The organism is Psychrobacillus glaciei, from assembly GCF_008973485.1.
Classification (GTDB): domain Bacteria; phylum Bacillota; class Bacilli; order Bacillales_A; family Planococcaceae; genus Psychrobacillus; species Psychrobacillus glaciei.
In genome coordinates, this window is the sequence record NZ_CP031223.1 from 2,092,153 (window position 1) to 2,117,681 (window position 25,529).

A 25,529-nucleotide genomic window follows, 5' to 3' on the forward strand; every position below is an offset into this window, starting at 1 on the left:
ATTAATACCCCTTTCCCCATTTAACTGCTACTGCTCCCCACGCATATCCAATACCTGCACTAACTAATACTGCTAAATCCCCATCTTTTAATTTCCCTGATTCCTGTGCAAGCTCTAACGAAATAATTTGATCCATTTGCCCAATATGCCCATAATCGCTTAAATAAATGGATTGTTCACTCGTTAAACCTAGTTCATGCAATACGAAATCATGGGCAGATTTTTTCATATGAAGAATAGCTAAATAATCGATGTCATTCTCTGAATATCCGCTTTTCAACAACGCATTTCGAATCACTTGTAAAAAATTTTGCATTGATTTCTGTTCGAGCCTTGCTTTCATACCTTCCGGATCCAATACATCCAAACGATAAAGTCCTTTTTGTAAATGTTCTACTGTTAACGGCTCTATCGTTCCACCTACTGGTACCATAACGTCTTCGGAGAAGGAGCCATCCGTCATAATATCCGCTTCTAATATGATGTTTTCGGGATGATCTTTTTTTAGAATCATCGCTGCTCCACCTGCACCAAGGTTAAACATAAAGCGAGTTCGTTCATTCGTGTAATCAATAAAGTCACTATTTCGATAGCCACCTGCAAGAAGCACCGTATTGATCGTAGCGTCTGATTCCATTAAACTCCTTGCTACTTTTATCGCCATAATAGTAGTTCCGCAACGTAATGCCACATCAAACCCCCATGCATGGTAGGCTCCTATTTCTTCTTGGATTTTAATAGCAGCTGTCCATAAAGGATATTCCTTATGCTCCTCTCCAATATAAATAACGAGGTCAATCGTTTTGGGGTCTACGGCACCTTTTTGCAGTGCTTTTTCCGCAGCACGGATACCCATCGCCACGGTATGATCATTAGGACCGGGGATTGGCTTTTGAGTGATTCCCATTTTTGTTTTCACGACTTCCACTGGTATGTGAGAAAGGGTCGCAATATCCTCAGCAGTCATCGTACGATCTGGTAGATACACACCAGTACTAACAATCCCTATGGTCATTTTGCAACCACCTTTCTTCTAGAAGGCCGGATTGGTCCTTTTATAGCTTTATTTTTTCGCTTCCAAAAAGCATATTGAATTGTTCCAACAATACCTCTTGGGAAGAAGATCACGGCTAAAATATAGATAATCCCGAAGAAAATAATCCATCTTTCGAAAATAGGATATTCTTTTGCAAGACCAGACAGATAATGTTGGGCTAGCTCTATGACACCTGCTCCGATAATTGGTCCAATTAATGTACCTACCCCCCCAATAATCGTCATAAGTAATGCATCTAATGTAATATCCATTGTTAACACACTTGTGTTTACAAACCTTAACGAGACAGCATATAGAGAACCAGCTAAACTTGCGACAATTCCTGCAATCACAGAAGCAATTACTTTATAATATAGCGTTTGATAACCTAATGATTTCGTCCTTTGTTCATTTTCCCGAACAGCAATCAATACTCTCCCAAGAGGTGATTCCACAAATCTACGCAAGAAAAAGTAAACAAGTACCAAACAAATGAGAACGAGCAAGTAAAACATCATTCGATCTTTAAAGAACTCTGGTGCCCGAAACGTAAATCCATCATTTCCATGTGTAAGCGTTCTCCATTTTTCCGCAAGTACAAGAAATAAACCCGAAACAGCCAATGTTAACATCGCAAAGAAGTGACTTTTTAACCTTAAAGTGAGTAAACCGACTAAAAAACTAATGACTGCCGCGATAATCATGCCAATAATAATCGATAAGAAAAACATGCTTAAAGTGGCTTCAAACTGATGGAGTAGAATTGCCGTTGTATATGCGCCCATCCCAAAAAACATAGCATGGCCGAATGAAACAATACCTGTATAACCAAGTAAAATATCGTAACTCATTGCGAGTATCGAAAAAATAAATATTTGGGTCAGTAAAATCGTCCACGTACGTGAATCTGAAATAAACGGAAAAATGGCGAGAGCAGCCACGATGACTAATAATAGGACATTATTCAGTTGAAATTTTGAACGCATCTAGCATCATCCTTTCGCAGTAAACAAACCTTGCGGACGGAAAATTAATACAATTGCCATTAGCATCATATTGACCGCAAGTGATAAAGCTGGAACGTAGTAAGCCATGAAACTACCCGCAAGCCCTACAAGTATTGCTGCAAGAAGGGATCCCGGAAAACTTCCCATCCCCCCTATGACAACAACAATAAAAGCCAAGATTGCAAATTCCATTCCCATTTCCGCATAAATAACACCTGAATAGGGAGCCATCAGTACCCCACTAAGTGCCGCAAGTGCCGCCCCAGCCATAAATACATATAAAAATACTCGTTTAATATTGATCCCAAGTGCTTGCACCATCTCTTTATTCATTACCCCTGCACGAACGATTAACCCGACCTTTGTGCGCTTTAAGATAAATTGGAAAACCCCAAATACTAGGAATCCAACAACAATGATGAATAAGCGATATTTAATAATAATGACATCGCCAATTTCCCAACTACCTGCTAGTAAAGGAGGTGTTTTGGCTGCAATTTGGTTTGGACCGAAAACTACTTTTAACATCTCTGATAAAACGATCATAAAGCCAAGCGTGATTAAGATTTGTTGAACATGATTCCCATATACCGGTGTAATGATAAGCTTCTCAGTTATAAACCCAAGTAAAATCCCTGTTAATATTGCTCCAATTATTGCAATCGTAAAACTACTCGTTAGTCCATAAAACCATACTCCTGAAAAAGCTCCCCATGCAAACAACCCTCCATGAGCAAAGTTCAATACATCCATTAGTCCAAATATTAAGGTCAATCCGGCAGCGAGAAGAAAGATAAGCATTCCGGTAGCTAAACCATTTATAAATAGATTGATAAGTAACTCCATTTCATAACCCCCTTACCCAATTCCTAAATACTTGCGTTTCAATTCATCATTCTGTACCAAATCGCTCATTTGTCCGGATTGAACAGTCTCTCCATCATCAATAAGTGTGTATGTATCGCCAATTCGACTTGCCATCATAAAATTTTGCTCGACTAAAATAATCGATGTTTGTTTTTTCATCTCCACAATTGCTTCCATCACTTTTTCAATAACAACAGGTGCTAGTCCTTTTGAAGGTTCATCGATTAACAGTAACTTGCTGTCATTCACAAATGCCCGAGCCATCGACAACATTTGTTTTTGACCTCCTGACAAATACCCACCATCTTTTTTCCAATATGTTTTTAAATCGGGGAATAATTCAAGTACATATTCTTGCCTAGCATAGGCGGCATCGTCTTCTTTTCGCATGGCAACTTTAATATTTTCTTCGACTGTCAGCGCACCAAATATTCCTTGATCCTCTGGTACATACCCAATTCCATTTAAAGCAATATGATGTGTAGCTTTTTTTGTGATGTTTTGACCTTGAAATACAATGGATCCAGTAGTTGCAGGAGTCAGTCCTAAAATTGTTTTCAATGTAGTAGTTTTTCCTGCTCCATTTCTACCTAATAGCACACTCACTTGACCTTCCTTTGCTTCAAAAGAGACCCCTTGTAGTATGTGATATTGTCCAATAAACGTGTGGACATTTTCTAATTTAAGTAAGCTGCTCATCATACAATCCTCCTAAATAAGCATGCTGAACGGTTTCATTATTCATTATTTCCGTTGGTGTGCCATCAGCTAGTAATCTACCGTTAAACAAAACCATAATAGAGTCCGATAAATCCATAATCATATCCATTTTGTGTTCGATCAATAAAATTGTTTTTTCATTCGTTTGTTTTATCTGTTTTATCACATCAAGAATAGCTGGAACTTCTTCCAAAGACATTCCTGCAGTTGGCTCATCTAACAACAATACCTCTGTATCAAGAGCTAACAACATTGCAATTTCTAATTTCCTTTTTTCACCGTGAGATAACTGGTTTGCAAAGTAGTTTGCTTTACTGGAAAGTAACACTATTTCTAATAGTTTTTCTGCCTGGATATGCAGATTTTTATAGGCCGTAAAGTGGCGAAACATTTGATAGCGAATATTCTCTTTTGATTGGACTGCTAGCCGAACATTTTCAATGACAGTTAGATTGGGAAATACATTAGTTATTTGAAAAGAGCGACCAAGTCCTTTTCTAGTCCTTTTTACGGAGGAATATTTGGCCATAGATTCACCTTTAAAAAACACATCCCCTGCGGTAGGTTTTAACTCACCACTTATCAAATTGAAAAAGGTTGTTTTTCCTGCACCATTAGGGCCGATTATCGACTTAAATTGTTTCTGTGGCATAACAAAGTTCACATGGTCGACAGCAATTTGACCACCAAATGTTATTGTTAAGTTTTCTGTTCGTAGTATAGGTTCCATTTATAAAATGCTCCTTTCCAGCATCACTCTCCATATGATAGAGAGATGCTCTATCATATGGAGAGTGAACGACCTAATCGATTAGGTCGTCACTTGATTCTTATTTTTTGTTTAAAATCGGTGGCTCCGTATCACTTGGAGATAATTCTCTTATCAAGACTGGTACTGGATATGCAAATCCATCTTGTTTTTCTAGTTTAATAGAGTACAGGGATTGTAATGCTTGATGGTCTTCAGGACGGAAAGTCATTGTTCCCTTTGGTGTTTCAAATGACATCCCTTCCATAAGTTTAATTAGTTCTTTTCCATCTGCTTTACCTTCCGATTTTTTTAGCGCCTCGACAATAGCAATTGCGGCTGACATTCCTCCTGGAGTAAACAAGTCTGGTACAGCTCCATCGAAGCGTTTTTTATGCTCCTCCACTAACCAATCATTAATTGGATTATGCGGAAGTGTATGATAATAAACTGTGAATCCTTCCATTCCAATTAGTGGTTCCATCACAGATAATGCTGCGATATCTGGTGCGCCGGTGGAAATTTTGATTCCTTTTTCTTGAATTTTTAAATCTGCAATTTGGTTCCATGGAGAGTTTGCTCCTGCCCAAATGACAAACAAGTAATCAGGCTTTTTTTGGATAATTTTTTGTAAATTTGATGTGAAGTCCGTAGCAGCTGGGTCTGCAAACTCTTCTAACACCACTTCTGCTCCTAGTTTCTCTGCAGCGGCTTTAAATGCTGCTACGCCGTCCCAACCAAATGAATAATCTGGTGCAAATGTTGCAATTTTCACCCCTGGTTTTGCAATTGCCGCCGCACCTGCTACAGCATCTTGGGAAGAGTTACGTCCTGTTCTAAATATATAAGGATTAAACTCTGATCCTGTAATACTATCAGCAACTGCAGGTTCAACAATCATGATTTTTTCATATTCTTCTGCAAGTGGAAGAACAGCTAATGTGTCACCAGAACTAGAAGAACCAACTAGAAAATCCACTTCATCATCCTCTAAAAGTTTCGTTGCTTTTTGTACTGCAACTTCTGGTTTTGTTTCGGTGTCTTCATAAACAACTTCAATCTTTTTCCCTGCTACTTCCATCGTTCCGCCGGTAGCGTATTCAAGCCCTAATTCAAACCCATTTTTCGTTTGTTTACCGTATGACTCCAGTGCACCAGTCAAGGAAGCAAGAACCCCTATTTTGATCGTACTAGCTTCTTCTGTTACTTCACTTGAAACGGGAGTTGTTTCTTCTTTTTCTTTTTCATCTTCTTTCGATGTCCCTGCTTTATCGCTACATGCAGCACTGAAAATTGAAAATAAAACGAGTATTAAAAGTAAGCCCCATTTTTTTGTCATACAAATCCCCCTTTAGTATTTTGTAAGCGCTCTCATGCTTCTGTTTTAGAATATAAAAGAAGAGTTACAAAAGAGTTACAAGAAAACAATAGCTCGTTTTAAAGCGCAAGTTTTCCTTCACTCAATTGTAACTCGTAATCATTTCATACATTTGAATTGTCGAATTCATTGGCTCCACTTGTAATTCTGCCTTCAAAACAGAATGACATCGCTCATACCATCTAACTGCTTTAGTCCTATCATGTAGCTGATAGTAGGCAAACATTAATAATCGATACGCCTCTTCCCAAGTAGAATCCACCCTTATTAGCTTTTCAGCCCAGTATATCGTTTGCTCGAACTCTTTTAATCTTGTACAAGTTTGTGCAAGTCGCTCTAAAACCAATAGATATTCGTTTTGCGTTGTTTCTCGATCATGTAAAACCCAATCAATAGTAGACTTATCTTCTAATAATGACCCTTTATATAATTTTACTGCTTTTAACAAGTATTCCTTTGCCATTACTGCATTCAGTTCAATCATACCTTGTTCTATATAACCACGGAAGGACTCTAAATCACTGCGGATACTCGCACTTGGATTTAAACGATACATTGCTTGTTTTCGTGTAATGAAAAAAGATTCCTCTCTAGCTAAACGATTTGGCTCAATTACCTTCAATAAAGAATTTAATACCACTTTAAAATCACGATCGGTTGTTTTATCATCGCCTTCTCCCCATAGAACGCGTATCAATTCCTCTTTTGGAACAAACCTGTTTTTGTGCAAATAAAGATAAGTAAGTAGTTCTTTTGATTTGTCCCTCTGCCATTTTCGCTCACTTATTTCTCTATTACTCATAAAAAGTGTAAAAGGTCCAAGAAGATGAAGAGTTAGTTCATAGCCAGGATAACTACTGCCCTCATTTATTTTTAGCATCTTTATAATTGAGTTTAGATTATTGGAACTTGGATTTAGTAGTAGTGCTTTCTGGAACAATGGATAATGCATTTGCAAATCGATTGGCCCGAATATCGTCTTTTTAAGTAAGAAAAAACCAAAATGGTACTGAACACAAAGGGAAGCAAATTTTTCTGTATGATCAACAAACACTTTGTTATTTCCTAACTCAGCATAAATGAACATGAGCCAATAGTGCGAAATCATTTCCCCGTATACATCCCCGCTGCTTGTAAAAAGACGATTAGCTTCATGAGCAGTATGTATAGCCGTTTCCATTTCTCCCTTCTCAAAATAAACGATCGTTAAACAAAGTAATATATAAGCAGACAGCCAATAATCATTTCCTTTATCTGTTTCTCTCAAGCCTTTTTCCCCGTAAGAAATCGCATCTTCAAATAACCCTTGCCTAGATTTCAAGAGAGAAAGTCCCATATAAGGCTCTGCTTTTCCTCTAGAGACATTTAGCTCTTCCATACGATGAACTGCTTTAATATAATAGTTCTCGGGCGTTTCCAAATCGAAAGGATCATCTAGTATTTCGGCATGTCCTCTTCTGATCCAACCGACTGCTTCTACAAAACCTGATTTTTCACGACTCCCCGTTTGGATTCCTTTGATAGCAGCACGTTTCGCATCATCTATCTGACCCAATAAAGAATAGATAAAGGATAGTAAAACTTCTGTTTCTCTATGCGAGTCGGGTAAACTTACTTCGTCATCTATTCTATTTCTTAATACATATTGTGCCTCATCCAGCATTCCCGTTCGGAGCAAAATCCGTGCATCTAAATTACCTTCTCTTAGAATAGCGGCATCAAATGCTTCTTGTTTCACCCATTTTTTCGCCTCATTGGCCTTACCTAAATTGACAAGATTCTCTGCTAACAATCGTTTCAATGACAACATTTCATCCCATGTTATATCCGAGCTTTTTTTTGCCCATGCCACTGCGTCCTCTAGATACGGTTTTGCTAGTTTTGGTTGGATCGTATCAAGATAAATATGGGCTAGACCCGCATTCGCCCTACTTAAGTAAAGCAGATTGTTCTTTTCTTTCGCAAACATTACACACATTTCATAAGCTTTTTTTGCTTTTTCATAAAAAGCTCTATATCGATGACATTCCCCTTCATAATAAAAAAGTTCATAAAACGCTTCTCTGCTTTGCTCGGAGAGATGAACTTTTAACAATTCTAATAACCAATCAAATTGCCCCGCACTAATCATTGAATGTGCAAAATGTACAAGCATGTTTCCTAAAAAATAATCATCATTTGCTTTTACCGCATGGTGAATGGCTTGAATTAAATTATTATGCGCACTATAAAAAGTAGCGGCTCTTTGATGTGTGTCATAATATAACTTTCGATCTTTTTGCAACCACTTTATTTCTAAATATTGGTGAAATAGTGCATGGAATCGATAAGAAGCCGTATCACTTAGTGACTGAATAAAAGCGTGGCTATTTGCTAATCGTTCTAGATTTTCTGCTTCTTTTTCCCCGTAGAAAGCCTTTATTTCTTCAGTATTGAAGGTTGGAAAAATACTGAAATTCAATATGGACTGTTTATCTTCTTCATTCATTCGAAAAAATACCTCATCGGATAAATAAGAAAACAAGTCTTTGAGCGCGGGATCAAAGAGCTCATTTATTTGTTTATTGGTCTCTACAAGCTGCATCGCAATTAAATGTATGGCGATTGCCCAACCTTCTGTAATTCGCAAGATTTCTACTGCTTCATCGTACGAAATCGTTTTTTCAAAGTAATCCTCAAAAAAAACGCGTATTTCTTCTTCACTAAACATAAAGTCCTTTTCACTAAGTTCCACTAATTGTCCTTTTAACTTAAGTTTCAGCAGCTTTGACCATTTCGGTCGACTTCTAGATGCAATGACAAGATGAACATGAGCTGGAAGAAACTCAATTATTTTTTCCACGATGTAATTTATATGAAACACATGATCAATGAGGTGAAAGTCATCCAAAACAATGGAGAAAGGTTCATCAATCTTAGAAAGCTCATTACTAAACAAGGAATACCACTGCGTTAATTCCTCTTCTTTTGGATACATGGAAATAATTTCTCTCTCCGCCAGGTTCTCTCCAAAATTAGGAATTACTCTACGAATGCTATGCAATAAATATCGTAGAAAAGGAAGGATATCATCGTCTTCTTCCGAGATGGCATACCATGAAAATAATTCGTTTGAATCCGCATAATACTGTGCTAGTGCTGAACTTTTACCAAATCCAGCCCCACTATGTAGTAGAGTTAATTTTTTACTAGCATTCGATTGGAATTTCTTAATAAGAGATGATCTTCTCATGTAAAAAGAAGAGGCAATAGGCGGAGTTAATTTTGACATGATAATTGTTGATTGTTCCATTCTTTACCTCACATTCCACATCAAGGTTTTTTATACTATCCTATCATATCTTCTTGTTTAATTGAAAGACAATTCATATATATCGGAATATATGAATTTATGGTAAAATAATCTAAAGGCATTGGAGTTTGTTAGAAAGGAAGAAGTGATATGGAATTTCCCATTTTAGAAACGAAAAGATTGAATCTATTAGAAATTAAAGAAGATCATGTGGATCATATTTTCATTATCTTTTCAAACAAAGAAGTCACAAAATACTACGGCATGTCTCCATTCACACAAAAGGAACAAGCAGAAAATATTATCCAATCATTCTCAAAAAACTTTCAAGAGAAGCGTTCAATTCGTTGGGGGATTGTACTAAAAGAAACAGGTGAATTTGTTGGTACAGTTGGTTTAAACAATCTCTTGCTTTCCAGTAAACGAACGGAAATAGGGTATGATTTGTTACCTGAATATTGGAGAAAAGGGATTATTAGTGAAGCAGTAGAGAGTGTTGTTCACTATTGTTTTGAAATGCTTGACTTATATCGTATTGGAGCAGTTACATTTCCCGAAAATGAATCCTCTTATAAACTATTATTGAAACTAGGATTTAAGAAAGAAGGTCTTTTAAGAGGATATATTTATCAAAATGATAAATCAAATGATGCATTTGTTTTTTCATTAATCAAACCTGATTGGAAAAAGTAAACTATTCATCTACCAGTTAAAGCTTTCATCATTACTTACTTTAACTTTAAATACACTCGGATCTAAGTCATTTTTAGCTAGGAAATCATTAAATATTTCCTTAATTTTTTCTTGTCTTTGTTGGTTGGCTTCTTTATCTATAAGTACAAGTTTAACCAAGATTTCTTTTTTGGGATTGATGCCAGTAAGAATGAGATGATTATACCCTTTTTCTTTTAATCGCTGCCCAAATTGATCATACAGTCCACCCTTTTGCATGAAACTATATTGAAAGTTTTGTGTTATTTCGGGCGCCTCCAGATATGGGGAACAAAGCTCTAGTACTAACTTTGTTGTTTGCGTGTATGAAAATAGATAGGTAAAGATGACTGAAAATAAAGCAATTCCAATAAGGACAATTTTCCACTTTCCCGCTTTATTCACTCCTTAACTGTTTATACTCATGATATGACTAAGGTGCAGAACCTATAACTAACCTAATTCTTAGCAGTGAGAAAAGCGCTTCGGATAGAAAAAATTCTGACTGGATAGACGACAATATGAAGCAATGATAATCTATATTTGAGCTATCTCTATTAAGTGACCTAGACCTAGCAAGCTTGAAACTTCCTAGCGTGCAAATTTTTATATATTCTTTCTATAACAAAAGGACCTAATTCACAAAGAATTAGGTCCTTTCTCATTTAATTATGCTTCTAGCATTTTGTTACGTAATACCATTTGAAGGATACCACCGTGACGGTAGTAATCTACTTCTACTTCTGAATCGAAACGAGCAAGCACGTTAAATTGTTTTACAGAACCATCTTCCGCTTTTGCTGTTACTTGTAGAATATCACGAGGTTTAACACCTTCTGCAATATTAATACTAATTTCTTCTTTACCAGTTAAGCCAAGAGATTCAGCATTTTCATTAGGTAAGAAGTTAAGTGGTAAAACGCCCATCATTACTAAGTTAGAACGATGAATACGTTCAAAGCTTTCCGTAATTACAGCTTTAATACCTAAAAGGTTTGTTCCTTTAGCTGCCCAGTCACGTGATGATCCCATTCCGTAATCTTTTCCGCCAAGTACTACTAAACCTGTGCCCTCTTCTTGGTACTTCATCGCTGCATCATAGATAGACATGATTTCGCCAGTTGGCCAGTAAGTAGTATATCCACCTTCTGTGCCCGGAGCAACTTGGTTACGAATACGGATGTTAGCGAATGTTCCACGCATCATTACTTCATGGTTACCACGACGAGAACCATAAGAGTTGAAATCACGCACTTCTACACCGTTTTCGCGCAAGTATTTACCAGCAGGTGTATCTTTACCAATTGCTCCAGCAGGTGAAATATGGTCTGTTGTAATAGAATCACCGAATTTCGCTACAATACGAAGACCAGCAAGTGTTTGTATATCACCAGGTTCTTTCGCTAAGCCTTGGAAGAATGGTGGATTTTGAATGTAAGTTGATTTGTCATCAAATGAATATAGAGACTCAGTTGATGTTTCTATTGCATTCCATGCTTCGTTTTCATCGAATACGCGTGCATACTCTTTTTGGAATAATTCACGAGTAACAACTGTTGAAAGCACTTGATTTACTTCTTCTGTCGATGGCCAAATATCTGCAAAGAATACTTCATTGCCTTCTTTGTCCTTACCGAATGAATCTTTTTGTAAATCGATATCTACCGTACCAGCTAGTGCATAAGCAACAACAAGTGGTGGTGATGCTAAGTAGTTCGCTTTTACAAGTGGATGTACACGACCTTCAAAGTTACGGTTACCAGAAAGAACAGAAGTTACGAATAAATCTTCGTCAATGATTGCTTTTTCAATTTCAGGAAGTAATGGGCCTGAGTTACCGATACAAGTTGTACAACCATAACCTACTGTATTGAATCCAATTCGATCCAAATATTGATCTAAACCTGAATCTTGTAAATAACCAGTAACGACCTTAGAACCTGGTGCTAAAGATGTTTTTACATAAGCAGGAACTGTTAATCCTTTTTCTACTGCTTTTTTCGCAACTAAACCAGCTGCTAACATTACATATGGATTTGATGTATTAGTACAAGAAGTGATTGCAGCGATTGCTACAGCACCTGTTGGGATTGTTACATCACCATCTGCAAATTTTGCAGTTGCTGTTTTATCGAATTCTTTTTCTGTTAAACCGAAACCTTGAGTACCTTGTGGAGCAACAACTGCTTCATGGTAACGAGCCTTCATATCAGTTAGAGGAATTAAATCTTGTGGACGTTTTGGACCAGAAAGATTTGCTTCGATATCAGCTAAGTTAATTTCGATTACATCTGTATAAACTGGTTCTAAAGCTGGGTCAAAAAACATGTCATTTGCTTTTAAATAAGCTTCAACTACAGCAATATGCTCTTCGTCGCGACCAGTTAAACGTAAGTAATTAAGCGATTCCTCATCAATTGCGAAATAACCGCAAGTTGCACCATATTCAGGAGCCATATTCGCAATTGTTGCACGGTCAGCAAGCGGTAATTTAGATACTCCAGGACCGAAGAACTCAACAAATTTACCAACTACTCCACGCCCGCGAAGTACTTGAGTAACTTTAAGTGCTAAGTCAGTTGCAGTTGTCCCATTAGGAAGATCTCCTACTAATTTAACACCGATTACTTCAGGAATTGGGAAGTACGATGGTTGACCAAGCATACCTGCTTCAGCTTCAATACCACCTACACCCCATCCAAGAACACCAAGACCATTGATCATTGTTGTATGGGAGTCAGTACCTACTACTGAATCTGGAAATGCTTCTAATACGCCGTCAGCACTTTCGTTTACATGTACGATTGGAGCTAAATACTCCAAGTTCACTTGGTGAACGATACCAGTTGCTGGAGGTACAGCACGGAAATTATCATAAGATGTTTGAGCCCATTTTAAGAAGTTATAACGTTCTGCATTTCGTTCAAACTCAAGGTCCATATTTGCTTGTAAAGCAGTAGAAGAACCATATTTATCTACTTGTACAGAGTGATCAATTACTAGATCAACTGGAATAGCTGGGTTAATTTTGTCTGGATTTCCGCCCATTTCATTCATTGCTGAACGTAACGATGCTAAATCAACTACTACCGGGACACCTGTAAAATCTTGTAGTACAACGCGTGAAGGTTTAAATGGAACTTCTGCTTCTGTATTTGCGTCTTTACCCCATTTTGCAAGTTGGTTTACATGATCTTCTTTAATTACATAGCCATCATATTGACGTAATACTGATTCTAATAATACTTTAATTGAATAAGGAAGGCGTGATACTTTTGCGATACCAGCTTCTTCTATCGCTGCTAATCGGTAGTAATTATACTCTTTACCATTTAGCGAAAAAGAAGTACGGCTGTTGTGTAAGTTACTTTTTGCCATTTGTGTTCCTCCTAATGTCTATTGAAAAGGCTCTTTTCTAGTGACTTTTCTCCATTAACTATCATACTTGAATAAAGTTGATAAGTAAATTACATTAAAATTATTATAAGTAATAACTATTTCTTATGACCTTTTAATATTTCAATCGTTTTTTCTAATTGCTTTCCATGTCTTTTTTCATGAAGTCCTACGAATGGAAACCATTGTATTAGTGGAACCTGTCCGAATAGGGGATGTTTTAAAGATTTATTTTTTAATGTTTCCTTATCGGTAGATTGGTAAACAGAAAGAAGTTCCATTCGTGCTTGGTGAAGCGCGGCTTTCATTTCTTCTTTTGTCTTATATTCTGCCGTAGGAACGGTGTATTTAGGTGCTTTTACTTTAATAATGCGTAAAGTAGAGACTTGAATTGGCTTTTTCTTTGCTTTAGGGCTTTCTGGATTTGCTAATTGTTGCTTAATACCACTTGTTATTGTGCTCTCCATTTTTACTAAATGATCCATTATTTCTTTAGGTGACCATGTATCTTGCTCCGGTTTCTGATTGAATTGTTCATCCGTAATACGTTCCAATTGTTTAAAAAGTGCTGATCTAATTTCATTGTTTTTTTCTATAAACATTTAATACCTCCATTATTATATTCTTTTCGAGTATTTACACAATTATATACCCCTCTTATGAATATACAATCATTGCATCTTTCAGCATTTTCTTTTTGGTTAAAATATGAGAGAATAATCCATTAGAAAGGAAGTTAGTTATGATTGCAATAAAAACGATTTCACCATTAAATGACCCCTGGGAAGCTTATCGAGATATAGAACTACACAATAAGCTCACATTATCCAATATTGAATTTACAACTACCACGCTATGTAATATGCGCTGTGCTCATTGTGCAGTAGGCTATACTTTGCAAACAAAGGACCCTGAAGCACTTCCAATTGATTTAGTAATACAACGGTTGGAGGAAATTCCACACTTAAAAACAATCAGTATTACAGGTGGAGAACCAATGCTATCCAAAAAGTCAGTAACTGAATACGTTCTTCCCCTATTGAAATATGCTCATAATCGCGGTGTCCGAACACAAATTAACTCTAACCTGACACTCCCTCCAGAAAGATACTTATTAATCGCTCCTTATTTAGATGTTCTACATATTTCGCATAACTGGGGAACTGTTGATGAATTCGTGGAGACTGGTTTTGCAATGATGGAAAGGAAACCCACGTATGAGCAACGTGCTAGTCTTTTCCAACGAATGATAGACAATAGCCGCATGCTTTCTGAGGCCGGGGTAATGGTTTCAGCAGAAACAATGCTAAATAAAAAAACGCTCCCCTTCTTAGAGCATATCCATAAACAAGTGGTTGAAGAAATGAAATGTGCTCGACACGAAATACACCCTATGTACCCTTCTGATTTTGCTAGTGCTCTAACATCGCTTACATTACAAGAAACACAGGATGCAATTGAAAGTATTCTGGATTTTAGAAATGAAGATGTTTGGATGCTTTTCGGTACATTACCCTTTTATCCGTGCAGTCAAAATGAAAGAAGCATTCAAATGCTTAATCGATTAAAAAGCAGTAAGAACGTTTCTGTACGAAATGATCCAGACGGAAGATCAAGATTAAATGTTAATATTTTTACTGGGGAAGTGATTGTAACCGATTTCGGTGATGCTCCTCAACTAGGAAATATTCGAACAGATACATTAACTACAATCTTTGATAAGTGGTTAGCATCACCGCTCGCTAAATCACTTAATTGTCATTGTCCCGCTGTCAAATGCTTAGGTCCAAATATTCTGGTGAAAAATATGTATTATAAAGAGGATGTATTTGTAAGTGGATCTATAAAGTAGAGCATGTAAAACGAATGTGCTTGTTAAAGCTCAATTTTACTTTTATTTTACATAATGATATTGGAAGAATTAATGTGTAACAAAAAAGAACAGCTAATAGCTGTTCTTTTTAATGTATAGAAAACATATCCGCTGCCAAATTCACGATAAATATTGTATGAAGAATGACAAACCATAACCCCTGTTTATTTAACTTTCTAGTTTTTTGAATGTCCATATTCTCCACTCCCTTTTTTTTCAATTATAATACTTTTAAAGGTAAAAAGCAAAATGTTTTGAACAATCTTTTTATTATTTTATAGCTATATTTTTTATTTAATCCATAATAAAAGAAAAAGCAAAGGTGTTGTTTAAATTTGAGAAAAGCATTAGTAGTTGTGGATTATACTGTAGATTTTGTTGCAGAAAATGGAGCACTAACTTGTGGGAAATCTGGACAAGTTATAGAGGAATCGATTGTGCGATTAACGAATGAGTTTATAGCTAATAACGATCTAGTCGTGTTTTCTGTAGACTTACATGAAGAAAACAATCCATTTCACCCAGAAACTAAACTATTCCCTCCTCATAATATTCTTCATTCACTAGGACGTGAATTATACGGAAAGCTTAAACCAGTATATGAAAACAATAAAGAATCTATTATATGGATGGATAAAACACGCTACAGCTCTTTTGCTGGTACCAATTTGCTTCAATTATTAAGAGAACGTCATATAGAAGAAGTACATATAATAGGTGTATGTACAGATATTTGCGTGTTGCATACCGCAGTCGATGCCTATAACTTAGGTTTCTCAATTGTCATCCATGAGGATGCAGTAGCTAGCTTTAATGAAGTAGGACATAAATGGGCTTTAGATCATTTTAAAAATACGCTAGGTGCTAATGTTCTAATAAAATAATTATATTATGTTTAGCATTTCTCCATAATGGTTATATAAAGAGTGTTACTAATTAAAACATATTAAAGGAGTTGGATTTAATGGGATTTATTCTATATTTAATTATTGGTGGTATTATCGGATGGTTAGCAGGTTTAATCTTAGGTAGAGACATTCCAGGTGGAATTATTGGAAATATCATTGCTGGTATCATTGGGGCGTGGATAGGGGGATTAATCTTCTCAGATATGGGTCCTATTGTATGGGGAATGGCAATTATTCCAGCTTTAATAGGTGCAATTATTTTAGTCGCTATTTTAAGTCTAATCTTAAAATCTATGCGTAGATAATGATTAGGAGGCTGGACCATTAGAGTCCAGCCTTTTTTATAGAAGCAGCTTGTATTTCATCTAACTGGCTTTCATATAAATGATAAAAATGAAGAACATCCTCCACATATTTTTCGCTATGATTATAATGAAAAATTGCTTTTTCTATTTCCCCATTTGCTGCACCACTTGCGGCTAAATAATTTGCTGCACTAAAGATTGCATCTTCCAAATCATAAGGATCAGCTTTTCCGTCTCCGTTTGCATCTATCCCAAAACCGCCATATTTAGCGATTATTTCGGGATTAACTTTATCCTTTTCCGGTATATCCCCCTTGCCTAAACCACTACAACTAGGATGAGACCAACCTACAAATGTACAAGGCATAAACTGCATATGCCCTTCTGCTCCAAATGGAGAAAGTAATGGATCCATCGTTGAAAATTTTGTTTCGATACGATGATGCGCAGCAAGAAGAGTCCAAGGTATACTGTATTTTTCAGCTGCTTTTTTGTATATAGGAATGTATTCACTTGGAACATCTAATTTCTTTCCATTCGGTCCTTGCTGTATAGATTCCGCCCATTCTTGTACCGCGGGTATTTTCTGAAGCTCTTGCCACCCGATGATTGCTAAAATATAAATAGTAATCGTAAGAGGTAGAAGTAAGATAATGGTCCAAGCCTTTACTTTATAAGACATTTTCTCTTTTTGTTTCATCTTTCCTTCACCTATTCCATAAAGTACTTTTTATATTCTACAAGCATTGGCATTTTTACTATTAATTAAACGATTGGATAAAATAGGTTCTATATAAACAAAATTTTAGGAAACATGTTATTTATCTTCTAGGAAAACAATAGCATAAAATCAAAATAAACAGTAGCCTGAAAATAAAAGGATTGGACAGTTAGTTATGAAATAATAAGAAAAGTGCAAGCATTATCTAAGTGCATCTTGTCTTTACTATCTCCAGATTGCTATGGACTAAACATTTGCCACGCTATTAACGAGGGACTTTACGGAAGATTTAGAAGTAACTGCATCACTCTAAATCCTCTATTTTCCTTAATCTTGTTGCGGATGTTTGTCCGTCGCCCTCTTGAAATACGTAGTGACATGGTACATTTGGTTTGGTTAATGAGAGACTAGATCCATACTAATTTTTTAAAAAGCGGACGAAGATGCAATTTCGTCCGCTCAGCGCTCCATTATCAATAAATGCTAACTATTTTACAGGTTCCACTTGCCCTATAGATAAACGATGGAAAGTAATAGTTCATTATTTTTACGAAGCATATTTTCTTTCTTAATCGCACGGTTGATTGGAGTGGAAATCAACTTGTTCCTGGCATGGAAATATATTCTTTAAGAAAAGTGTAATCACCTTAAATGCACCTTGTTTTTATGATCCTAAATAACCTAGATAGATCATGCAGAAAAAAATATGCGTTTTCCTCAGTAAAAAACAACCTATCACTGGGATAGGTTGCTCCGTTATTTACCGTCTTCAACTAAATTTTCCACATCCATCACAATTTCTTCTTTTGGTACATCCGACACTCCACTATAGTTTTTTACAACTACCCCGTTTTGGTCTACTAAATAAAAGGAGGTACCGTGAATAACTTGATTGGATTTCGGATCATCTTTTACTAGCGTTTTAAATGATTTCTCTGCGAAATTCGCAATTTCATCTTGTTTATAACCAGTTAAAAGCTGCCACTTGCTTTCATCAGCTACATCATAGTTTCCTAAGTACTCTTGAAGCTTCTGAGGTGTATCTACTTCAGGATCTACACTAAAGGCAACAATTTTGTAATCTTTTACCCCTTTATCTACAAGCATTTGTTGAATTTCGCTCATATTAAAGGTCATTGGAGGACAAACGGAAGTACAGTTTGTAAAGACAAATGTAGCTAGCCAAACAGTTCCTTTCAGACCTTCTAACGAAACCTTTTTATTATGTTGGTTTACATAATTGAAATCTTGCACTTCCCAATTTGTTTGTGCTTCAAAATTTCCACTACTTCCACAACCTGCAAGGACAAGTAATGATATAGAAATAATAGCTATTAATTTCTTCATCTATGAGACCTCTCTTTTTTTGTTCATAATCTTATCTTATCGAAAGAATTTTGTTCCTTCAACTACCTTGTCTCATCTATTTCAACAGTTTTGTGAATAGAGAACCTATTTTAAAGATAACAGTGCATGTTTGATTTCTTCTAGTTTGCTTTCTACCCTGTGCATTAGGTAAAATGACACAAATATAGGGAAGCCTACATCTTGAATCAATGAAAGCCACTGTTCCATATTATTCACTTCCTTTTAAAAATAGACCCTCCAATGCTGGAGAGTCTAAAATTATTAGATAATTTGTGTGACGTTGCGTTCTACTACTCTTGCACTTTTTACAATCGACAGTGGTATACCTTCTACATGGAAGACATTACTAGCAATAATCGCTTCCATCCCAACTTCTATTTCTGTATTCGTTAGTGAATCTTTCGGATCATCTACAGTTACCATTAATCTTTTCCCAGTTGTTGTTTCAAATTGCAGTTGTAATGATTTTGCCATCTCATTTCCCCCTTACTAATTTTAAATTAGATTAAATTCAATGTTTCTACTTTTTCAGCTCCAATATAGGGACTGTTTGAAAAGTTTGCAAGTGTTGTGGCAACCGTATCTAATCCTTCCGCTGATGCGCTTGCTTGAATGTTACGATAAGATTTAGATTTCGTTTTCATTTTCCCTTCTTCTGTCAATCCTCCTTCAAATACTAACTTTAAGACTGCTTGCTTATATTCTAGATTTGCCATGTAAATCACCTCCTTTCAACTAGTAAATAGAAACTTTTTGAAAGAAAGAATACAAAGAGAGTGAAATTTCTATCGGAACATCTTATACTTAAGATAGAAAAATGAGGTGATAGTTTGGCTTTAACTGGTTGGTTTTTATGGTTTATTCTATTTTGGGTTGTTCTTTTAGTAGGTTTAATGGCCATCGGTGGATTCTTCATGTTCCGTAAGTTCCTAAAAGCACTTCCAAAAAACGATGGAAAATCAGATTTAGATTGGGAAGCATATTATGTAGATAACACCATTCATCTTTGGAATGATGATCAAAAAGCGCTTTTAAATGAATTAGTGAGTCCTGTGCCAGATCTTTTTAGACCAGTTGCAAAGCAAAAAATCGCTGGTAAAATTGGTCAGTTGGCACTCGAAGAAAAAGCGACTTCGATTACTCGCGAGTTACTAATTAGGGGCTATATAATTGCAACTCCAAAGCGAGATCATAAATTTCTGCGAAAAAAGTTAGCGGAAATGGAAATAGACGTTAGCCCGTTTAACAAGTTCTTTCAGGAATCTGAAACTAGAAAAAAGGCACAATAATAAAAGCGAGTACTCCACTTTTAGGAGGTACTCGCTTTTGATTTTCTATTCAATTACTCCTGCTTTTTGGAGTTTCATATACTGCAAAAACATGGCAATACGCCAAGGTACAATCATTCCAAAAGCTAGTATCCAAAACATTCCACTAAGTTGTCCAACATCAATGGTTGAGCTTAATATTAACTTTCCGACTATACGAACTACTAGCAATCCAATAATGATGAAAATAAAAGCTTTAGATTGCTTTAAATAGATTTCTCCATCTCTCCGCTCAAACTTCGAGGTCCAAATAAGTACAGTAGAGAATAGCATCCCTACTGCGATTGCTTCTAGTACTTCCATCCCTGTTACCCGAAAGTATGGTAATACAAACATGAGTGCACCTGTGGACATAAATAACGGTGGTAATAATATCTTTTTGACACTTGCAGGTTTTTTGGAAGACTTTGCTCGAATCGTCGTTACGAGAATCCCCATTCCGATAGCAAAAATGGAGGAAAGAATAATCATAATATTAGGTTGGATTTTATCAAACATAAGAATTCCCCATATCTTGTAAGTCTTTTACTGTGTTAGGAACATCTTTTATACAGTATTCTAGACATTTTTTTGAATCAATTTTCGGCCCAATTTGTTACATTTTGTAATATCTGTACAATTTGATCTGGATTAAAAGGTTTAGTGATAAAATCTTTTGCCCCACTTTCAATTGCTTCTACAATCAGTTTTTGTTGACCTAATGCAGTAACCATCACAACTTTTGCTTCTGGAAACTCCGTCATAATCTTTTTCACTGCTTCAATACCAGTCATTACTGGCATTGTAATATCCATTGTCACTACATCTGGCAATAATTCGCGATACTTTTCTACAGCTTCTTTACCATTGGCTGCTTCACCAATTATTTCAAATTGATGGTTCTCTAGCATTCTTTTTATAGTCGCGCGCATGAAGACTGCATCGTCTACTACTAATACTGTTGGCATTATCATGCCTCCTTCTCTTTAAAATCCTTGAAACTCTCCGAAAATTGGACTTAGAATTTGAATAATATAAGTTAAACCATCAAAAAATAATAGGATTCCAAGAGCAATCATAATATAACCGCCAACTTTCACGATTAAATTACTATTTTTACGAATCCAGTTAAGGCGCGTGACAAAGAATGACAATACAAAAAATGGAATAGCAAATCCAAATACATAGGCTAGCATATACAACATCCCAGCATCAGGATTCGATCCAGCCATAACTATTACTGCAGCTAAAATCGGTCCAGTACATGGCGTCCAACCAGCAGCAAATGCCATTCCGATTAAAATAGTTCCGAAATAACCAGCAGGACGATTTTTAAACTGAAGACGCTTCTCTTTCATTAAGAACTCTGGATTAAAGACCCCTACGATGATTAAACCAAAAATGACAATAAAAATTGCTCCAACTTGGCGAAGTAGATCATCATATTGAATGAAAAAAGTACCTACAAATGATGTTGCAAATCCGATTGCAACAAAGATAATAGAAAATCCTAATAAGAAGAATAATGTATGTAACATTCCTCTTTTTTGCATTTGTTTCTTATCGGTTTTAATTTCTTCTAATGACATTCCTGTAATATAGGATAAGAATGCGGGATACAGTGGCAACGTACAAGGTGAAATAAAACTTAAAAAACCTGCACCAAATGCCAGTAAAAAGTTTATATCGGTATTCACGGCAGTCTTCCTTTCCGATTTACTGTCCCTATCGTACCAAATTTTTCACACTTTTACTCTAGTAAAGCTTGTGACAGCTTTTTGACTTTTTTAAGCGATATCCTCTATAACACCGTTTTGAAGTAAGTACATTTTATGATATAAACCTTTCTCGTTCAACAGTTGTTGGTGAGTACCTCGTTCTACTATTTCTCCGTGATGAAGTACTAATATTAACTCAGCATCTTGTATCGTACTTAATCGATGGGCAATTGCAATCGTTGTCCGTCCTTTCCGCATTTTCTCTAGACTACTTTGTATAGCAACTTCTGTCTCTGTATCAATATTCGCTGTCGCTTCATCTAATACAAGTATTTTCGGATTCGTTGCAATCGTTCGCGCAAATGCTACCAATTGTCTTTGTCCACTTGAGAAGGTAGAGCCTCTCTCGGTTACTTTTTGCTTGTAAGCAAACGGAAGTTTTTCTATAAAATGATTCGCCTGCACGAATTCCGCTGCGGCTTTCACTTCTTCATCGGTCATTTTTTTGGCATGCAATCGTATGTTGCTTGCAATATCCCCATAGAATAGAAATGGATCTTGCAGTACTAGACCCACTTTCTCGCGAATTTCCTCCGTTTTAAAATCTTTGACAGAATGACCGTCAATTTTAATATCCCCTTGTTCAAATTCATAGAAACGCATGAGTAAGTTAATAATAGAACTTTTTCCGCTTCCAGTGTGTCCCACTAAAGCAACAGTTTGACCTGGTTCCGCTGTGAATGAAATATTTTTCAGTACATCTGTTTTTCCATCATACGAAAACGTCACATTTTTAAATTCTATTTTCCCTTGTTCAATGTTAGCTTCTTCCACATTTTTTTGTACTGGAGCTAAATCTTCTTCATCCAATAGCTTGAATACTCGAGAGGCAGCAACAATTGCCTGTTGAAAGATAGATAGCCGTTGCATCACTTGATTGATTGGCTCAAAGAAACGGTCTATATAAGTGACAAATGCGTATATAACTCCAACTTCCACGACGTTATTCATGGAAGTAATCCCAAAATAACTGAGTACCATGATAATGGCCAAAGCGTACACTAAATCGATTGCAGGACGTAGGAGAATACTATCTAGCTTGATATTCCGTTTTCCTGCATTCCAATGCGAGTCGTTTATATCATTAAATTCATCTTGTAATCTGTCTTCTTGCCTAAAGGCTTGAATCATTGTCATCCCTTGCAACGACTCTGCAAGCTTTGCGTTAAGTTGACTAAGTCGTTCACGTAAATCTTGGTAAACAACGGAACTATACTTTCTATATGTTTTTATAACAACAAACATTATTGGTAATAATATTGTTGCGAACAATGCTAATTTAACATTCAATATGAACATAGCAATGTACACACCTATTATTAAAAATCCACTTTGTACAAACCCTACTAATACACTAACGAACATATCTTTTATCGCTTCTGTATCGTTCGTCACGCGTGACACAATACTTCCTGCAGGTGTTTTGTCAAAATATCGCATCCCTAGTTTATGCACTTTAGTAAATACATCAATGCGCATTTGTTGAATAATTTTCAGTGCGATCTCCTGAAATTTCAATAATTGAAAATAACTAACGACAACATTTCCTACTTGAATAAACACATAACCAAGTGCTAATCCGACTAGTGGTCCAGTAGGGAAATTTCTTGGAGTTAAATAGTCATCCATAAATGTTTTGATTAAATATGGTCCGAGTATATCTCCGGTTACTGTTAATATTAGTAAAAATAATGCAATACTAATTACTTTTGTATGTGGTTTTAAAAATGTTAATAATCTTTTTAGTATGTTCCACTGATCTTTTCCTGTAAGCTGTGGCTGCTTTTCATTCATTACTCTTCACCACCCTTTTCAACTAATGTCTCTAGTTGCTGCAATTGATACATTTCAAAATATACTCCTTTTACTTCCATTAATTGTTCGTGAGACCCTTTTTCAATGATGGTCCCTTCACTCATGACAATAATTTGGTGGGCATGTTGAATCGCACTGAGACGATGAGATGTAATGATTGTTGTTTCATCCGTCCGTTTTGCTTTCAATGCTTCTAAAATAGCTTCTTCCGTGCGTGCATCCACTGCTGATAAAGAATCATCCAAAATAAGTAATTCAGGCTCCATCATTAATGCACGTGCAATCGAAATACGTTGCTTTTGTCCACCTGAAAGAGATACCCCTCGTTCCCCTACTATCGTGTCATAGCCTTCTGTAAACTGTAATATGTCTTCATGAATGTAAGCTAGTTTTGCTGCTTCGTGTACTTGCTCTGTTGTCGCATCTGCATTTGCGAAAGCAATATTGCCTGCAACAGTCGTTGAAAACAAGAAGTGATCTTGTGGTACATAGCCAATTGCTTCTCGTAATCGTCGCTTTTTATAATCATCGATAGCATGATCTCCGTAGATGATTTGCCCTGTATGCCCTTCAAATTCTCTCATTAATAGTTTTAAAATTGCCGTCTTTCCTGCTCCAGTTTTGCCGACTATCCCTAATGTTTCTCCTCGTTTTAACGTGAAGTGTACATTATGCATAGCTACTCGATCATCGCCAGGGAATTTAAACTCTTCTATATGAAACTGTAAGTCCCCTTCTGGCTTTTGGTCTAATGCACCTTCTTTGTCGTCAATTTCCACTTTTTCTTCTAATAAATTATTAATACGGTCATATGAAGCACGACCACGCTCCACAATATTAAATAACCAACCAAAGGCAAGCATTGGCCAAACAAGAAGACCTAAATATGACGTAAATGCAAATAAATCACCAATGGACATATCGCCAGCGAGGATAAATCGAGTTCCAAACACAATGGATAAGAAGAAACACATACCGACAATGAGTGATATGGTCGGATCGAATAACGAATCTACTTTTGCAACATGAATATTTTTATCCACGACTTCTTGTGATAACTGAACAAAATCCTCAGTGTCTTCTTTTTCCTGTCCGAATGTTTTAATAACCTTTACACCAGAAATACTTTCTTGTGCCTTGTCATTTAAATCAGAAAAAGCTTCTTGGGCATAACGAAAACGCTGATGTAATAACTTTCCGTAATAACTCGTCAATATCGCCATCAAAGGAAGCGGGATAAGTGCAATTAACGTAAGCTTCCAGTTAATCGTTATTGCCATGGCTGCTATAACAAACCCACCAGTAGTAATGGAATCTACAAGTGTTAGAACACCAGCACCTGCAGTTTGTTGAACGGCGGACAAATCATTCGTTGCGTGAGCCATTAAATCTCCCACACGTTTTTTCTGATAAAACGAAGGAGACATTTTCGTAAAATGATGAAATAATTTCTCTCTAAGCTGTCTAGCTAAGAAGATAGAAGAACCGAATATCATAATACGCCAATAATAGCGGAGAATGTACATCCCAATAGCAGCAAGTGCTAAAATTCCAAGCCATTTGACTAGAAATGCTTTACCCAATGTTCCTTCGCTTATTTCGTCCACAATAAGACCAATTATTTTTGGTGGAAGCAGCTGGAGAAATGCAACAAACATAAGCATGAGAATCCCAATTAAATACTGCTTTTTCCTTTCTTTAAAAAACCATCCCAAATCTAAAAATACTTTCACTTTATTTCCCCCAACTTTATATATTAAGACTTTACTAGTTTAGCAAATGTTCGAACATTGGGAAAGATAAGAAAACGAAATTATTCGGATTTTGAAATACTTTTTATGTAACGGGGTTATCTGCGCATAACCTGTGGCTATAACCACCTAAAAAGACATCTTTAGCCCCAAATCTGAGTTATCCGCACCTACACCAAGACCTAAATTGTCGCTATAAGCACCAAAAGTGAGGCTATCCACCCCTAAACAGATGGCATAAACCCCTACAAATTGCATTCACCCCTAAACCGGCTCTATATGCCCCTAAAGCGAGATTATCCATCCCTAAACGGATGGTATAAGCCCCTACCTATTCTCTAAACCCATAAATCCGTGCTATATGCTCCTAAAGCGAGGCTATCCGCCCCTATACAAATGGTATAAACCCCTAAATTGGATTTATCTAAACCTATATAGTGATATCAGACATAGAAAGTGCTTATCCTTTACAACGTCTTAAGGCATTTCTGTTATTTTTACATTGTTAGTTTAGTAACGTTAACAATTTATTCACTTTTTTAAAAAAA

General features: G+C 36.3%; 25 protein-coding genes. 5 read left to right on the top strand and 20 right to left on the bottom strand.

Features of this window, described 5'->3' with window-relative positions:
• Nucleotide 1 precedes the first annotated feature (1 nt).
• From PB01_RS09660 to PB01_RS09690, 7 genes are all read right to left on the bottom strand, one after another.
• A complete protein-coding gene (locus PB01_RS09660) occupies nt 2–1,015 on the bottom strand; it encodes a 3-oxoacyl-ACP synthase (protein ID WP_151700016.1) in 1,014 nt (337 codons plus the stop codon).
• Nucleotides 1,012–2,022, bottom strand: a complete 1,011-nt coding sequence (locus PB01_RS09665) for a branched-chain amino acid ABC transporter permease (protein WP_151700017.1) — start codon at nt 2,020–2,022, stop codon at nt 1,012–1,014. Before PB01_RS09665 ends, PB01_RS09660 begins: the two co-directional genes overlap by 4 nt.
• A 6-nt stretch (nt 2,023–2,028) precedes the next feature.
• The gene (locus PB01_RS09670) at nt 2,029–2,889 is read right to left on the bottom strand and encodes a branched-chain amino acid ABC transporter permease (RefSeq protein ID WP_151700018.1); all 861 of its coding nucleotides are present in this window, start codon (nt 2,887–2,889) and stop codon (nt 2,029–2,031) included.
• A gap of 12 nt (nt 2,890–2,901) precedes the next feature.
• A complete protein-coding gene (locus PB01_RS09675) occupies nt 2,902–3,609 on the bottom strand; it encodes an ABC transporter ATP-binding protein (protein ID WP_151700019.1) in 708 nt (235 codons plus the stop codon).
• Nucleotides 3,593–4,360, bottom strand: coding sequence for an ABC transporter ATP-binding protein (locus tag PB01_RS09680; RefSeq protein ID WP_151700020.1), 768 nt, complete (start codon nt 4,358–4,360; stop codon nt 3,593–3,595). Before PB01_RS09680 ends, PB01_RS09675 begins: the two co-directional genes overlap by 17 nt.
• Nucleotides 4,361–4,460: 100 nt before the next feature.
• Nucleotides 4,461–5,717: a substrate-binding domain-containing protein gene (locus PB01_RS09685; RefSeq protein WP_151700021.1), complete on the bottom strand. Its 1,257-nt coding sequence runs from the start codon at nt 5,715–5,717 to the stop codon at nt 4,461–4,463.
• 121 nt (nt 5,718–5,838) lie between these two features.
• Nucleotides 5,839–9,048, bottom strand: a complete 3,210-nt coding sequence (locus tag PB01_RS09690; protein WP_151700022.1) for an AfsR/SARP family transcriptional regulator — start codon at nt 9,046–9,048, stop codon at nt 5,839–5,841.
• A 150-nt stretch (nt 9,049–9,198) separates the two neighbouring features.
• On the opposite strand from PB01_RS09690, the gene PB01_RS09695 reads away from it, so the two are divergent.
• Complete coding sequence (locus PB01_RS09695; RefSeq protein WP_151700023.1) at nt 9,199–9,741, top strand: GNAT family N-acetyltransferase; 543 nt, start codon at nt 9,199–9,201, stop codon at nt 9,739–9,741.
• 9 nt (nt 9,742–9,750) lie between these two features.
• On the opposite strand, the gene PB01_RS21365 is transcribed toward PB01_RS09695, so the two are convergent.
• The 3 genes from PB01_RS21365 to PB01_RS09710 all read right to left on the bottom strand — a co-directional run bounded on the left by PB01_RS21365 (nt 9,751) and on the right by PB01_RS09710 (nt 13,757).
• Nucleotides 9,751–10,164, bottom strand: a complete 414-nt coding sequence (locus PB01_RS21365) for a hypothetical protein (RefSeq protein WP_225986238.1) — start codon at nt 10,162–10,164, stop codon at nt 9,751–9,753.
• Between the two features lie 264 nt (nt 10,165–10,428).
• Nucleotides 10,429–13,137 (bottom strand): aconitate hydratase AcnA, encoded by a 2,709-nt coding sequence (acnA, locus tag PB01_RS09705; protein WP_151700025.1) that lies wholly within the window; start codon nt 13,135–13,137, stop codon nt 10,429–10,431.
• A 116-nt stretch (nt 13,138–13,253) separates the two neighbouring features.
• Nucleotides 13,254–13,757 (bottom strand): DinB family protein, encoded by a 504-nt coding sequence (locus tag PB01_RS09710; RefSeq protein WP_151700026.1) that lies wholly within the window; start codon nt 13,755–13,757, stop codon nt 13,254–13,256.
• Between the two features lie 140 nt (nt 13,758–13,897).
• On the opposite strand from PB01_RS09710, the gene yfkAB reads away from it, so the two are divergent.
• The 3 genes from yfkAB (at nt 13,898) to PB01_RS09725 (ending at nt 16,241) form a co-directional block, all read left to right on the top strand.
• The gene (gene yfkAB / locus PB01_RS09715; protein ID WP_151700027.1) at nt 13,898–15,007 is read left to right on the top strand and encodes a radical SAM/CxCxxxxC motif protein YfkAB; all 1,110 of its coding nucleotides are present in this window, start codon (nt 13,898–13,900) and stop codon (nt 15,005–15,007) included.
• Nucleotides 15,008–15,363: 356 nt separating this feature from the next.
• A complete protein-coding gene (locus tag PB01_RS09720; protein ID WP_151700028.1) occupies nt 15,364–15,912 on the top strand; it encodes a cysteine hydrolase family protein in 549 nt (182 codons plus the stop codon).
• Nucleotides 15,913–15,992: 80 nt separating this feature from the next.
• Complete coding sequence (locus tag PB01_RS09725) at nt 15,993–16,241, top strand: GlsB/YeaQ/YmgE family stress response membrane protein (RefSeq protein ID WP_151700029.1); 249 nt, start codon at nt 15,993–15,995, stop codon at nt 16,239–16,241.
• 19 nt (nt 16,242–16,260) lie between these two features.
• On the opposite strand, the gene PB01_RS09730 is transcribed toward PB01_RS09725, so the two are convergent.
• The 5 genes from PB01_RS09730 to PB01_RS09750 all read right to left on the bottom strand — a co-directional run bounded on the left by PB01_RS09730 (nt 16,261) and on the right by PB01_RS09750 (nt 19,046).
• Entirely contained in the window at nt 16,261–16,941 is a 681-nt protein-coding gene (locus PB01_RS09730; protein ID WP_151700030.1) for a lytic transglycosylase domain-containing protein, read from the bottom strand.
• Nucleotides 16,942–17,718: 777 nt separating this feature from the next.
• Entirely contained in the window at nt 17,719–18,309 is a 591-nt protein-coding gene (locus PB01_RS09735; protein WP_151700031.1) for an SCO family protein, read from the bottom strand.
• Nucleotides 18,310–18,414: 105 nt separating this feature from the next.
• Complete coding sequence (locus tag PB01_RS09740) at nt 18,415–18,537, bottom strand: YvrJ family protein (protein ID WP_151700032.1); 123 nt, start codon at nt 18,535–18,537, stop codon at nt 18,415–18,417.
• A 54-nt stretch (nt 18,538–18,591) separates the two neighbouring features.
• Nucleotides 18,592–18,804: a DUF2922 domain-containing protein gene (locus tag PB01_RS09745; protein ID WP_151700033.1), complete on the bottom strand. Its 213-nt coding sequence runs from the start codon at nt 18,802–18,804 to the stop codon at nt 18,592–18,594.
• A 26-nt stretch (nt 18,805–18,830) separates the two neighbouring features.
• Entirely contained in the window at nt 18,831–19,046 is a 216-nt protein-coding gene (locus PB01_RS09750) for a DUF1659 domain-containing protein (RefSeq protein WP_151700034.1), read from the bottom strand.
• 114 nt (nt 19,047–19,160) lie between these two features.
• On the opposite strand from PB01_RS09750, the gene PB01_RS09755 reads away from it, so the two are divergent.
• On the top strand, nt 19,161–19,619 hold the full coding sequence (locus tag PB01_RS09755; RefSeq protein ID WP_151700035.1) for a DUF2621 domain-containing protein: 459 nt from the start codon (nt 19,161–19,163) through the stop codon (nt 19,617–19,619).
• A gap of 45 nt (nt 19,620–19,664) precedes the next feature.
• Here PB01_RS09755 and PB01_RS09760 read toward each other — a convergent pair whose 3' ends face one another.
• The 5 genes from PB01_RS09760 to PB01_RS09780 form a co-directional block, all read right to left on the bottom strand.
• On the bottom strand, nt 19,665–20,156 hold the full coding sequence (locus PB01_RS09760; RefSeq protein ID WP_151700036.1) for a CcdC family protein: 492 nt from the start codon (nt 20,154–20,156) through the stop codon (nt 19,665–19,667).
• A gap of 77 nt (nt 20,157–20,233) precedes the next feature.
• The gene (locus PB01_RS09765; RefSeq protein ID WP_151700037.1) at nt 20,234–20,605 is read right to left on the bottom strand and encodes a response regulator; all 372 of its coding nucleotides are present in this window, start codon (nt 20,603–20,605) and stop codon (nt 20,234–20,236) included.
• Nucleotides 20,606–20,623: 18 nt separating this feature from the next.
• Complete coding sequence (locus PB01_RS09770; RefSeq protein ID WP_151700038.1) at nt 20,624–21,334, bottom strand: cytochrome c biogenesis CcdA family protein; 711 nt, start codon at nt 21,332–21,334, stop codon at nt 20,624–20,626.
• A 90-nt stretch (nt 21,335–21,424) separates the two neighbouring features.
• Nucleotides 21,425–23,209, bottom strand: a complete 1,785-nt coding sequence (locus PB01_RS09775) for an ABC transporter ATP-binding protein (RefSeq protein WP_151700039.1) — start codon at nt 23,207–23,209, stop codon at nt 21,425–21,427.
• Complete coding sequence (locus tag PB01_RS09780; protein WP_151700040.1) at nt 23,209–24,963, bottom strand: ABC transporter transmembrane domain-containing protein; 1,755 nt, start codon at nt 24,961–24,963, stop codon at nt 23,209–23,211. Before PB01_RS09780 ends, PB01_RS09775 begins: the two co-directional genes overlap by 1 nt.
• Nucleotides 24,964–25,529 lie beyond the last annotated feature (566 nt).